Below are 15,093 nucleotides of genomic sequence, written 5' to 3' on the forward strand. Positions count from 1 at the left end.
ACTTTAACAATCTTTACTTTGCCATAAAGTGATATTCCATCCCCCCATAAAACCTCGGCTAACTGTTTTTGACGTTAACCAAAAACAGTGTTGATAAAGAGTATCATCACCATTAATTTGCAAAATCAACACCTTATAGCCTTTGTCATAAATATCTGTTTTTAACCGCCCTAGCAGTTGTTTAAGCTGATCATCAAAAAAACGATCAAAGTTATAAATAACCACATTGTTTTCATTAAATTGATAATTATTTACCTCGGTCTGTATTATCTCAATGTGATTTTTTTTATTTATAATGTTAATATTTTTCTGTGCAATTAACGCCAATGATTCAACAATTTCTACTCCGGTAATCTTGCTAAAATTGTAATTAGATGCACATATAATCGCCCGCCCTTTACCACATCCCAAATCGACAAATTCAAAGTCACTGTACTCGATCGGCAGAGATATTAATGCCTTATGAATCACACTGTAATGAGCAGGCATAAAGTAAGTGCCATCGTAAGAATTGATATGACATTTATCGTCAAAAGCAATTCCATCAGTTTGAACACCTAAATATTGATCTTGGCTATCTTGTTGATCAATCCAGTTAAAAATTTCATCAGGTTTCGTGATGCCAAAAATAATCCATAATAAGTGATATAGCTCTTCTCCTTGTTGTACCTGAATTTTATGATCCAATATCGCCTTAGCGATAGCGATTGCGGGTTCCTCGCTGGTTACGCACGCCATTAATAAATCCGTGCTGATTTCAATCTCACTATAAAAATCATATTGTTTATACATTGCATCATCAGCGTTGAAATCAATATGTACACGGCCATCCGCTATTTCAATAAACCAACACCCGACCTGTGATATTCTCACTCGGTGACAATGATTGATGTCATTTACAGGCCGATAAATATCGGCCCGATATTGCACAATGTCGAGCAACTCTTGATAGGTTAAATTCGATTTTTTGAATGCAGGCTCTGGCCGGTAACGTTGTCGTAATATAGCTTCGGCCAGAGATTCAACGTCACCCGGTTTTAATATTGAATAATGATCACCACTTACCATGCCACAAATAATCGGTTGTGTGACATAATCTTGTAAGGATGCAATAATTTTCTCTTTTTCTGCCCGTAGTTGTATAGAAGTTTCGCAATAAATGAATGTCATCTTGCCCTTTAACCTAGCCGATGGCACATAATTGCAAACCATCATAGAGTTGCGTTTATAAACTTCAATAAAGCTTTCTAGGGCTTCACCTTCAATGCCTTGAGCTAACTCGGCACTGACTCCATCGATCTCCTCGCGGGTATAAGGCTGTTGCTCATAGGCGGTCAGAAAACTATCAAGCGTTATCAAGTCAACCGTTTTTCCTTCATTTTCCAACAATAAAGCGACCTCGAAAGCAACACATGCCCCCACACAATCACCCATCAATCGATAATGCGCTTGAGGATAAGTTTGCAAAAGCAATACCGCATAACGTTCAGCCAATGTTTTGACAGTCACTGTTTTCCCTTCCAAGAATAGGGAAGTTGCGTCAAATACTTTGAGGCAGAAATCGTTTTTTATTTCTCGGGCTAAATCAATAAAAGATGAGACTGGAGCACCTGCGCCAGGAACCAAAAATAATGGCGTTCGGTCAGCGCCCAATGACACCAATTTAATGGCGTCATCGGGCACCAAAAAAGCAATAATTTCAGCTTTATTGGCAATCACTAGGTTTTTTAGTTCAGGGGTAAAAACGCAACCTGACATGACTTTAAAACCTAATTTGCCGTGCTCAACAAATAACTGCACCCCCGCAGCCGAAGTTTGACGAATAATATCAACGATTCGCATTATTCCACCTGATTTATCCGCGTCTATTTTTATCATTATAACCAGCCTTCTTCCGCCACAGCGTTATCTCCCTGATTGGCTAGTTCAACCTGTTGCAACTGCTTACGTTCAATGATCAGTGCCAGCATGGCTAGATCACTGGCCGTCATGATATCGGCAACGCTTACCGCTACAGCAAAAGTCTGTTGTATCTGATGTAAAAACCTTAACAAGGTTAAGGAGTTCCCTCCCAACTCGATAAAAGACGCGGTTAAATTCACCATGCTTAACGGTAATTTCAGTGCATCGGCACACAGTTGTACCAATTGTTTTTCAATTTCAGTTTCTGCAACACGCTCTAACCCACTCTTAATGCAAGGTTTTGGCTCAGGTAGGGCAGCAAAATTCACTTTACCATTAGCCGTGGTTGGTATAGCGGCTATCACGGCATATAGGGTTGGCACCATATATTCTGGTAATCGGGTTTTCAGTTGTTCTCTTATCAAGGGGATGACAACATCCGTTTCGGCGCCCTTTGGCATCACTAGCCAAGTACATAGCTGTTTTTCGCCGGTTGCATCGACTGTCACTCGCACAATACTTGTCGCCACGCTATCAATCGCTGACAGTGCTGACTCTATTTCGCGGGTTTCGATACGAAAACCTCTGATCTTGACCTGATTATCAAGACGACCGACATAAACCAGTTCACCTTCGTTATTCCAATAAACACGATCACCGGTTTTATATAAGCGTACTGTTTGTTCCGGCAAGATAGCCATTTCAATAAACTGTGCCGCATTTTGCTCTGGGTTATTCACATAACCTAAGCTTAAAGCATCACCCGCAATGTAGAGTTCACCAATAACATTTGGCGGCACCAATCCACCCTGAGAATCCAAAACATAGGTCTGACAATGCGCCAAAGGACGTCCTATCGGCACCACTGAGTTTGTTGAGGTATCGAGTTGTGTGACATCAATGGCGGTTGCCACAATGGTTGTTTCTGTCGGTCCATACGTGTTGAATAAACGGATCTTTCCGTCTGTTTTTTGTTGCCATAGCGCCAATAACTCCATTCGCATGGCTTCACCACCCACGATGCATATCTTCAAATGCTTAACCAGTTGCTCAACATCGTCGGCAGTTAACTGATACGTCCATTCATGCCATAAAGCTGTGGGTACTGAAATCAGTGTGACTTTTTGTGCATCAATGATCTGACATAACTGTTTAACGCTATACGCTGTTTTATGGCTATCCAGAACCAGACAACCACCGGAAAATACCGACAACATTAATTCTTCGATAAAAATATCAAAACCAATGTTGGCAATTTGCAATACACGGGCAGAATTTGTCGGATAACAGCGTTGAACCGCCTCATAATAGCTCAGTAAATTGTGATGACTGATCTTAATGCCTTTAGGCGTACCCGTTGAACCCGAGGTATACATGATATAAGCAACACGCTCTTGCGCTGATAATGCTACGTCTTGTGTCACAACCGCAGTATCAACCGATTCAATCTCATCAACCATAACAATACGCTGTTTATCAACAGGCAAAGTGTGGCTTTCAGAACGCTGTGAAACAATAAGCTGAATATCAGCATCATTAATAATATGGGCAATGCGTTCTGTTGGATAATCGGTTGCCAATGGCACAAACGTTGCGTTCGCCTTCAAAATAGCCAAGACACTAATCACCACCTCAGGACGACTTGATAAATAAATACCCACCGTATCATTTACCCCAATTCCCCGCGCAGCAAGGAGTGCCGCCAGCTTGTCAGCCGCTAACGCCAACTGAGCATAATTCATGCTTCCCCAAGGCCCTGACAAGGCCACTTCATCAGGTATCTGATGCACAACTCGGGCAAATAATTGCGTCAGAGATGGGCAATCATTAGCAATAGATGACGGATTATGGGCTAATTGTTGCAAGTGTTGGATTTGACCTGATGCCAGATAATCCGCATGCCCCAAGCGATGATGTTGTGAAACTAACATCGATTTTATTGCCGTTTCATAATAGGCTAATACTTGACCTGCCTGATGTGCTCCAAACACCGATTGTGTCAACGCTAATTGCAGAACCAGAAAACCGTTAGCTGAACTATGATGGCAAACAAAATCATAACCATAGTCAACTCGTTCATATTCATGATCATAAGCCTGCTCAGGCTCAACATCTTGCGTTGTCTGTAACTCATCAGACACATGAAAATCGACATAGTTAAACAAAGCGCCAGAGTAATCACACTTGAATTCCTCTTGCATCATAGCAACCGGATAATGCCGATAAGGCCAGCTTGCCGTGCTATATTCGGTTAATTGCTGAATCAATGACGCCCAGGTTTGTTGATGGATATCGGCATTAACTGGCGGCGTATTTAAGAATAATCCAAGACAAGATTCAGCGCCTTCTACTTCAAGTCTCCCGTGGCTTACCACCGAACTGGTTATGGAATCAGTGCCATTGACTTTCGCCAATACATAAACATGTACCGCCAACAGCAATGTGCGCAACGGCACTTTTAAGCGCATCGCAAGTTGTTGCAAATCGTCATGTAAATAAGATAGCTCAAGGCGAACAGAATAATGTTGTGTTGACCCTTTGCTGGTCCAGTCAGGCAATACCGCAGCGTTGGCTATGTTCTGCCAATAGGCTTTGTGTTCAGGATCATCAATAGCAGCCAGTTCTTCAGCAATGTATTCACCGTAATGCGGTAAGTCAGCTCTTGGTGGAATAGAACCGCCAGACAACACCGATAAATAGTTCTCCATAAACTCAACTTTTAGGTTGGCGACACTCCAACCATCAAGAATGGCGTGTTGATGGGACAAAACCAGAGCAAATGTATTATTAGCATCAATAAATACATTAACTCGCCACATTAATTCATTTTCAGCAAAAAAGTGGCTATTTTCCTGTGCTAAACAGTGCGCTAATTGATGCTCAAATTCCTGCACGGAAAGGTGGCGATAATCATTAAGCGTAACCGGCAAAGCAATCGTTTTATGAATATATTGCAATGCTCTTCCTAATTCGAAGTTGTATGTCGCACGCAATAACTCATGGCGCTGTACTATGGCATTAAATGCCTGACGAAACGTTTGTTCACTCCATACAGCATCAATCGAGTAATGTTCTACAATGTGGTAACTTTTATCTTTTAGCTGATGATAAATAGACCCCATTTGCAAACTCGACAATGAATATGCATCATCCAATGCGGATGGCGCCTTTAATGCCGCCCGTTCGTCATCTGTGAGTAATGAAAAAGCGTGATAAGCATCTTTAGAAGAGACATTTTTGTTGTTTAAATCAGGTAACTGCTGCGTTATTTCATGAATACTTTGATAGGCCAAAATATCTTTTACATTGAGTGCCAACCCCGCCTGTTTAGCCATTGCAACAACACGCACAATTAATATTGAGTCACCACCCAAAGCAAAGAAATTATCGTAACGACTCACTTTCTCCTGCTTCAAAACAACCGCAAAAATAGAGGCTAATGTTCTTTCAACGTCATTTTGTGGCGCAACATATTCAGTACTGGTAAAAGCGCTGGCTTCCGGTGCAGGGAGTTTTTCTTTATCCACTTTTCCGGTAATCGTCATCGGGAAAACATTCAGACAGACAAATGCACTGGGGATCATGTAATGAGGTAATTGATGCCGTAGCTGTTCTCTGATCTGTTCAACCAATAACGGTTGTGGCGTTTGAAGATAAGCAATAATTTGTTTATTACCCTGCTCAATTTCCCGCACCACGGCAATAGCATTCTGCACATCAGGCAATGCACGAAGCTTGGCATCAATTTCAGCCAGTTCAATACGAAATCCACGCAGTTTTATTTGATCATCATTACGCCCTAAAAACGCCAGCGTTCCATCAGATTTTAATCTCGCTTGATCACCTGTGTGATAAATGTAACCACAACGACCAGAAAGGTTGTCTTTAACAAATTTTTGTTGCGTTAATTCGCTATTGCGGTTGTAACCTCTTGCCAAACCTGGGCCGCCTACCGCAATTTCACCCATCACGCCCATAGGCACAGGCTCGCCATAAGCATCAAGGATATAAATGTGGGTGTTGGCAAACGGCGTACCAATGGGAACATAGGCATCATCAGGCAAAGAGAGATGGGTCACATCACCGTAACTGGCATCAATCACTGATTCTGTTTGTCCATAAATATTGAAACAACGGGCATCGGTATGCATCAGTTTTTGCAAGCGGTTCAAATCACGACCATACCAAGCTTCGGAACCCACTAATATATGGCGCAGTGAATTCAATCGGCCCCTGTTTTGTTCAGCATAATCGAGTAAATTTCTCAGAATGACCGGCACAAAGTCACCAAACGTCACTTGTTGTTGTTCGATAAGCTGATACAAAGCCTCTGTGGTAATTAAATCCGACTTGCGGCAAATCACCAAGCGGCCACCGGTGGTCAAGCTCTTAACGATATCACCCAGAAAAATATCTACAGCCAAACCCGCCATTTGTAATACGGTTGGCGGCTTCTGGAATAAACCAAATACGGCATCCCAACCATACAAACGCGCAATCATCGCCGTGTGTTCAACCATCACGCCCTTGGGATGACCCGTTGTTCCTGAGGTGTAAGTCATGTAAGCCAAATTGGTCGCGGTTGAATGACTCTGCGTCACCGCAATATGGGTCTCAATCCGTGACTGGCTTAATATTTCATCCAATCTCCAGACGTTGTACGCCGAAGCCACCTCAGTAGGCAAACGCTGAATATCATCAACCACAACTAATGGCGCACCGCTATTTTGAAGAATGTATTCAATCCGCTGCAATGGCTGATCAGCATCAAATGGCACATAGGCTAAACCCGCCTTCAAGATGCCAAGTACAGTAATCACCGAGGCCGCAGTTCGCTCCATGCAAACCGCAATAAAGGAATCCGGTGTATAACCTTTGCCCAACAAAAAGTGAGCGACCTGATTCGCTTGAGCATTCACTTGCCGGTAAGTGAGATGAAGCTCGCCGTCAATAACCGCTATTTGTTCTGGACTCCGTTCCATTTGTTCTTCAAACAATTGATGAATGCACTTATCAGCCGGATAAGGCTGCCAATTGTCATTGATATCGACCAACAGATATTGTCTTTCCTGCTCAGTTAACACCGGCAGTTTCGTCAAAGGAGCCGTTTGATATTGCTCACTCACTAATGCAGACAATAAAGTCAGGAACCGTTGGCTGAATCGGGTTATTGTTGACCGTTCGAATAATTCACAGTTGTATTCAAAACTAAAATCAAGAGCGTCCTCACTTTCACTGGCATCTAAGGTCAAATCGAACTGAGCCGTGACATGTTCGCTATCAAGGTACTCAAATTCGACGTCGCTCAATTGCAATACCTTGGATTCATTGGTATCCATCGAGAATACAATTTGGAATAGCGGCGAATAACTTGTACTCCGCTCCGGCTGCATTTTTTCAACCAACAATTCAAACGGCAGTAACTGATGCGCTTGAGCATCAATATTAACTTGGCGAATATGTGACAGATATTCAGCAAAAGTGAGATCGGCTTGGTATTGGGTGCGCAGCACGAGCATATTGACGAAAAAGCCGATAAGCGGTTCAACTTCCGCCTGCAAACGATTCGCAACCGGCGTCCCGATGACAATATCCTTGCTTTGTCCATGACGGGCAAGTAACAAGGTAAATGCCGCATGCAATACCACAAACAGGCTCGTATTATGTTGACCGGCAAGCGATTTAAGCCCAATCAAAAGAGACTTATCAGTACTAAATTCAAATAACCCACCACGGCTGCCAAGTTGTAATGGACGCGGGTAATCCAACGGTAAGTCGTGTACCGGAGGCAATTCATGAAGCTGAGTTAGCCAGTAGTTAAGATCCGTTTGTAACGTTTCACCCTGTAGTTGTTGCCGTTGCCAGACAGCATAATCTTTATATTGAATGGGTAGCGATGGCAAAGCCGGTTGCTGACTGCCTTCAAGCAGTTGGCGGTATATGTCGACAAATTCATCAGCAAGCACTTTGATTGACCAACCATCTGATGCAATATGGTGCATGTTGAAGACCATAACACATTGATCTTCGGCTATCTTCAGATAGGCCGCTCGCAGCATGACATCGTTAGCTAAATCAAATACCTGCTCCGCGTGCTGCTGAATAAATTCTTGTACCTGCTGCTGACAACTTTTTTCTCCAAGGCTTTGATAGTCAATCCGGTCGATCTTCACGATTACTTTGTCCAGCACTTCCTGCCATGCACCGGCGGTATCATGCCGATAGACAGTTCGCAGCACCTGGTGGCGTTGGACAATCATGTTTATCGCACGTTCAGCGATAGCGAGATTGAAATCCCCTTTGACGGTTAATGCCAGCGGCATATTATATTGAGGCGTTTGCCCATCTAATTGGTCAATAAACCAAAGCCGTTGCTGGGAAAACGACAATGGAAGCCGCGCCATTTCAGCGACAGGCGTAATTGGCGCTATCGCTGCATTGCCGCGAGTTGCTCTTTGTTGTTCAACGATCAATTGCGCCAGTTCCGCCAAGGTTTGGCTTTCAAAGACAACCCGAACAGAGATCGATACGGCCAAGGTTTTCTGGATCTCCGATACCAACTTAATCGCCAACAGGGAATGTCCCCCTAGCTTGAAAAAGTTATCGGTACGGCTCACTTTAGGATGGCCTAACAACTGCTGCCACATATCAGCCAGTTGTTCCTCCAGTTCTCCCTTCGGTAGGCAATAATTCTCAGGCAACGGTTCTTGCGTCTCTACACTCAGCAACGCTTTGTAATCGACTTTTCCGTTGACCGTCATTGGAATACTGGCTAGCGAAATAAAGGCATTAGGGACCATATATTCCGGCAAGGTTTGGCTGATTTGTTCCTTCAGCGCAGCTGGCTCCAGCGGCGCATCAGCAACGTAATATGCAATCAGTTGTTTGTTGCCGTTAAGCTCATCAACCGTAACAACTGCCTGCCTTACCCCCTCAATCGCAATAAGTTGGCTCTCAATCTCACCTGGCTCAATACGGAAACCTCGAATTTTTATCTGACTATCCTTGCGCCCGATATATTCAATCTCACCATGAACATTAAACCTCACCAGATCGCCGGTTCGGTAAAGCCGCTCAACCTCACCGTCGAAAAAAGCAATCTGAATAAAACTTCTCTGCTGCTCCTCAAGTCTGTTTAAGTAACCGCGGGAAACACCTTTACCGCCAACAACTAATTCACCAATGACGCCTTGTGGCACCAAATTCAAACGCTCATCAACAATATAGGCTTTAACATGACCACATACCTTGCCAATGGGAACCGATTGCTCAATCTGCAACGCAGATTCAATCAAGTAGTAACTCGCCAAGACGGTTGTTTCGGTCGGCCCATAGGTATTCATCACCGGAGGACGGTTTGCTGATGCGAACCAATGTCTGACAATTTCAGCATTAATGGCTTCACCGCCAACGATAACCAACCGTAGTGTGTCAGGCACCAAAGCGTCGCCACTACTCACCTGATGCCAAAAGGTAGTGGGTAAGCTCATTACAGTGATGTTGTGCTGATGACACTGTTGCCAAAATAGGTCAGCGCTGTTAAGCCAATCATCGTTCCTCAATACCAGAGTGGCCCCTGCACTTAGGGTGACAAAACACTCTTCAATGGAAATATCAAATGCAAATGAGGAGAACTGTAATATGTTGTCGTCAGGTTTAACGGCATACATTGCCAATGCTGCCGCCACAAAATGGCTCAACTGCGAATGCTCTACCATGACCCCTTTAGGTTTGCCCGTCGATCCGGAGGTATACATAACGTAGGCAAGTTGATCCAAACTATGGTTGATATTTGGATTATCCGATGCAGCCTCTGAAAATTGTTCCATTTCCGCAGTTAACCGCTCAACAATGACATTCAGTTCAGCAAACTTGTCTGCATATGTGTTGTTGGTCAACACGACCGCCGGCCGGCAATCCGCAATAATGTGATTAATTCGGGATTGAGGGTTGTCAACGTCAATGGGGGTGTAAGCGGCGCCTGCTTTCAGTACCGCCAATATACTGACAATCATCTCAGGGGAACGAGGTAAACATAACGCGACAATATTGCCCGGCCTAACCCCCTTTTCGATGAGGTGATGCGCCAATCGGTTAGCCCGCTGGTTTAACTCGCGATATGTCAGGGTTTGCTTTTCTCCTGCAACCTGCCATACCAAAGCAGTCGCATCGGATCTTTGTGCTGCCTGACGTTCAAATCGGCATTGCACAGATTCTGTCGTTGTTGCGATAGAAGACGGTATCGCCAATTGTTGACCTAAACGACGTTTCTCGTCTTCATCTAACAACGCTAAAGAGTCTAATGTTTTATAAGGATTTTCGGCGATATCAATCAACAAGACTTCAAATGATTTGAGTAACCTTGCAATCGTGTGTTCATGGAATAGGCTACTGTTGTATACCACTTCAAACAGAATCGTGTCACTGTCATCAATCGCATCGAGTTCCAAATCAAATTTAGAGAATGATTCACCCGAAGATACCGGCGTAAACACCACGTCATCCAATCGCGATTCACTGGCCTCAGTCGTATCCATTGTGAACATGAACTGGAATATCGGTGAATAAGCGATGTTCCGACTCACCGCCAATTTCTCCACGAGAACATCAAACGGCAAATCCTGATTCATTTGTGCTTCAATGTTGACTTGCTTTACATGCTGCATAAACTGCATGAAATCAACTTTGCCCTGATATTCGGTTCTCAGCACCAGCGTATTGACAAACAACCCTATCAGTGGCTGCAACTCTTTTTGTTTACGGTTGGTGGCCGGCGTACCAATGACAATATCTGTTTGCTGGCTATAGCGAGCAATAAATACTGAGAATGCAGCGTGCAATAACATAAACAGGGTCGCACCGGCATTGCCTGCATGCTGACGCAACATTGCCGAAGGCTGCCGATCCAATCGGAATCGCACCTTAACACCATAGTTGGTCTGTTTTACCGGCCGCTGAAAATCTAATGGAAATTGGTGAACTTGCGGTATATCCGCTAATTTTTGTTGCCAATAATCAAGTTGCGCATCAAACACCCCATCAGCAATCCATGACTGCTGAGTGTAAGCATAATCTGCATATTGTACCGGCAATACTGGCAAGGATTCCGGCAGATTTTGCTTAATCGCTTGATAATGAGCGACAAATTCTTCCATCAATAGAGAGAAAGATAATCCGTCTCCCGCAATATGGTGCAAATTGATGATAAGGAATTGCCGCTGAATATCAGTGGTAAAAAAGTCGATCCGCACCATGAGATCTTTTTGTAAGTCAAACTGAGCAGAAACATACTGATAAAGTATCGCTTTCAGCTCGGCAGGTTCACATGTCAAGTGCCGAACATTGATTTTTGCCTTAACATTTGACTGAATCTCCTGCCATACCTCTCCCTGTTCTTCTCGGTAAACTGAGCGCAACACTTCATGGCGTTCGACAATTCGTTGCATGACTTTTTCAGCAATCGTTAAATCGAATGCGCCACTCACTTCCAACACCGTCGCCATATTGTAATGTTCGCTGCTGCCAAAGAGCTGGTCGATGAACCACAGGCGTTGTTGTGCAAAAGAAAGAGGTAATCGAGTCAACCCTCTGTCGACAGTCTTGATCGGTAATGGATTTGATTGTTGCCCTTGCAGATAGGCAATAATTTCTACCTTATGCGCTCTCAACTCAGTCAGTATATCTTGCGATACCGCGCCTTTAGGCGCGTTTAACTTAAGCGAATCAGATTCAAGGTATACCATAATGTCTTGCTGTTTTAAGTCAGCTAAAAATGCGGCGATATTCACAGTTCAACGACCTCCCTTTCTTCCCCACTCTGTTTCTGTTGTTCGGCAAGCTGCTGCTCAACATACTGTGCTAAAGCAAACAGCGTGTCATAGACGTAAAAATCCTTCACGGACAGTTCGATCTTCAATTCTTCGCTGATGGCACTGCCGAGTTTGACAAATTGCAGTGAGTGAATACCGAGCTGTACAAACCGAGCCCCAATATTGATTGGCGTCAACCCAAGCTCCCGATGGAACAATCCAGCTAACTGCTTTTCAGTTGCCGTTTCTGGTGATGTAAAAGGCGCCTTAGCGATATTTTCCATGCTTGGCGCAGGCAGGGCGTTACGATTAACTTTGCCATTCTCAGTCAATGGCATTTCCGGCAATAACACATAGAAGCTAGGCCACATAAACTCCGGCAAGATGCGCTCGACTTTATCGCGCTGTGCACGTATGTCGAGCATCGACGGAGCCACCAAATAAGCCACCAAGGATTGCCGCAGCTTGTCATCCTGTCTCACACAAACCACAGCATCCGTTACATCAAAATTAGCGCGGATACAGTGCTCAATTTCACCCAATTCGAGACGAAAACCGCGCAATTTCACTTGAAAATCATTTCGGCCAATGTAAGCAATTTCGCCTGTTGGCAACACTTTCACTAAATCACCGGTGCGATATAGCCGTTCGCGGTTACCTTTAGCGTCCACATGATCAATAAAACGTTCAGCCGTCAGTTCTGGACGGTTCAAATACCCTTTTGCGAGTCCGACACCACCAACATGCAGTTCTCCAACTACACCAACCGGACATTGGGAGCGATCTTTTGCCAACACATAAAGTGACACATGGGGAGCGGGACGACCAATCGTGACTGGCTCCGTCGCCTTTTCAAAGAGTTTCAACGAAGACCATACCGTGGTTTCCGTTGGCCCATATTCGTTGACAAGCGTTGCCTGAGGCTGATATTGGAAATGTTTTGTCTTTACGTTGTCCGACAAATTTTCACCGGCGCAAATCACCTTACGGAGTGAATGTCCTGCAAGGTAATCAAGCATGGCATCGTAGAAACTGGGAATAAAAAGGGCGTGGCTAATTTGTTGACTGTCTATAATCTTCGCCACATGCGATGCATCTTTCGCATCCTGAGGGGCCATTAAATGCAACGTTGCACCGCTGCCAAGCCCCCAATATATCGCCGGAACCGATGAATCAAAAGCAAATGATGACACCAGTAAAAATTTCTCCGGGACTATCGAGTATGAATTAAACCGCCCAGCAGTGGATGCGCTCAACGCCCCATGCTGGATCATCACTCCTTTAGGATTACCCGTCGAACCCGAGGTATAAATGACATAGGCGAGGGACTCCGCTGTCACACTTGAGGTCAACATCGGTTCAGTACGGGGCTGGGCGGCAATTTCAGTCTCATCAAGCAAGATAGTGCAAACGCGACTCGTTGGTAAATCGACCTTATCGATACTCTCGTTATCGACGATAACCAAACCAACATGGCTGTCAGCCAAGATAAAATTTAACCGCGCCACAGAATAAGTGGGGTCCAATGGCAAATAAGCACACCCTGCTTTCAATATCGCTAGCATGCTGACAACAAAGTCAATGCCAGGCGCCATCAAAATCGCAACCAACGGGTTGTTGTCGGCACCTTTAGTCAATAATAATTGGGCGATCTGATTAGCCCTTGCATCAAGTTCAGCAAAACTGAGGCTTTGCTCCTGATAGCGAATTGCCACTCGCTCAGGATACTCAGCCGCCCGCTGTTGAATAAGCCGATGCACAAAAGGTTGCTCCTCAGGCAGTTGCCAAGCTGATTGATGAGATTTGTCCAACACAGCTTGTTCCTGCTCACTGACAATCGCCAATTGATTAATTGGCCTATCACCATTGACCACAATGTGCGCTAACAACAACTGCATATTTTCGGCAAAACGGGCGATGGTGTCTGAATTAAAGAGCCCTTGATTAAACTCAAAAATCAGTGACAGTTCGTCCTTATCTTCTGCTGCGGTTAAGGTCAAATCAAACTGCGTTTGTCCCCTTTGCTCCATCACCTCTTCAAATTCAACATCAGCAAGTTCTAGCTGCTGAGATTCATAATTTTGCATTGAGAAAAGCACTTGGAATAAGGGAGTAAACGCAGTGCTTTGTTCAGCTAACAACTTCTCAACCAATAATTCGAATGGAATGGCTTGATTGCTCTGTGCATCAAGGTGCACCTGCCTTGCACTCTTCAACAACTCATTGAATGTCAGCGTCGATGTACAATCCAAACGCAATACGAGCGTATTGAGGAAACAGCCAATTAGCGACTCCAGCTTCTGTACCGGTCGACTTGTAATAGGTGTCCCAATAACCACATCCGGGTTATCACTGTAGCGAGCCAGCATCACCGCAAAAGCGGTATGCAACAGCATGAATAACGTGGCATTTGAATCCACAGCTAATCGCTTAAGTTTACTCACCGTCTCCATGGGTATCTTTTGCGTGTGTATTGCGCTACGCATATCCAATTTTTGAGGGCGAGCATAATCCAACGGCAATTCATGAACCAATGGCAAGTCAGCTAACTGTTGTTGCCAATATTGCAACTGCTCGTCAAACATTTGCTGAGTTTCAGCTTGATTCTGCCAGTAGGCATAGTCCGAGTATTGCAGTTCAAGCTCAGTCAACAAAGCCGGTTTACCATGAACAATTTGCTGATAAAGAAGGGTAAATTCATCAACTAATATCGCCAAAGACCAACCATCAGCAGCAATATGGTGCAAATCAAAAAACAATACGCCGGCCAACGGCTTATCAGATGTATCTGATTTTAGATCAGATGCCAGATAAGCCACTCTTAGCGGTAAATCCCTACTTAAATCAAATATTCTCTGTTTCTGTCCCTCCAGCCAATCCTCTATGTGTTGCTGTTGGTCAACATCATCGGCAAGGGTGTCTTTGTCTATCTGGAAAACATAGTCGCTCAACACGACTTGTTCGAGCATGCCCTGTGATTCCTGATAAACCGTTCGTAAAATTTCATGTCGCTTAAGAATGGCATCTATCGCCTGGCTTGCGGCTGCCAAGGAAAATTGACCATATAAATTGAACGCGGTTGAAATCTTATACTGACGTTCAATAATAGTAGAAACCTGTTCGACCAGCCAAAAACGGCGCTGTGCAAAGGATAACGGAGCCTTGGTAAGGTGCCGACGTTGTAATAACGAAAACTTCTGTTGCCCCCCGACTTCTGCATAAGAGAGAAAATCAATAATGGCTTGTTTGTTTTGTTTAATAAATTTTCCCTGTTCAGGTGTGATGGCACCCGGAGCAGACTGAGATTTTAGCGTCCCATTTTCAACAAAAAGACGAACTTCCTGCTCGGACAATCTATCAATAAAGCCTTTTAGGTTCATAA

3 protein-coding genes are annotated in these 15,093 nt (G+C 44.3%); all 3 read right to left on the bottom strand.

The window, feature by feature from the left end:
- Positions 1-3: 3 nt before the first annotated feature.
- From LGZ98_RS01825 to LGZ98_RS01835, 3 genes are read right to left on the bottom strand one after another with little or no spacing between them, the layout of a single operon-like run.
- A complete protein-coding gene (locus tag LGZ98_RS01825) occupies positions 4-1,878 on the bottom strand; it encodes a thioesterase domain-containing protein (protein ID WP_262977613.1) in 1,875 nt (624 codons plus the stop codon).
- Complete coding sequence (locus LGZ98_RS01830) at positions 1,878-11,690, bottom strand: non-ribosomal peptide synthetase (protein WP_262977614.1); 9,813 nt, start codon at positions 11,688-11,690, stop codon at positions 1,878-1,880. Before LGZ98_RS01830 ends, LGZ98_RS01825 begins: the two co-directional genes overlap by 1 nt.
- Complete coding sequence (locus tag LGZ98_RS01835) at positions 11,687-15,091, bottom strand: non-ribosomal peptide synthetase (RefSeq protein ID WP_262977624.1); 3,405 nt, start codon at positions 15,089-15,091, stop codon at positions 11,687-11,689. The genes LGZ98_RS01830 and LGZ98_RS01835 overlap by 4 nt, the downstream gene beginning before the upstream one ends.
- Positions 15,092-15,093 lie beyond the last annotated feature (2 nt).

This window comes from Photorhabdus kayaii (genome assembly GCF_025384895.1).
GTDB classification, from domain to species: domain Bacteria; phylum Pseudomonadota; class Gammaproteobacteria; order Enterobacterales; family Enterobacteriaceae; genus Photorhabdus; species Photorhabdus kayaii.

What these genes read in the sequence shown, in the direction of transcription:
- LGZ98_RS01835 (WP_262977624.1), bottom strand. Translation starts at nt 15,091, where the DNA reads ATGAACCTAAAAGGCTTTATTGATAGATTGTCCGAGCAGGAAGTTCGT.
- LGZ98_RS01825 (WP_262977613.1), bottom strand. Translation starts at nt 1,878, where the DNA reads ATGATAAAAATAGACGCGGATAAATCAGGTGGAATAATGCGAATCGTT.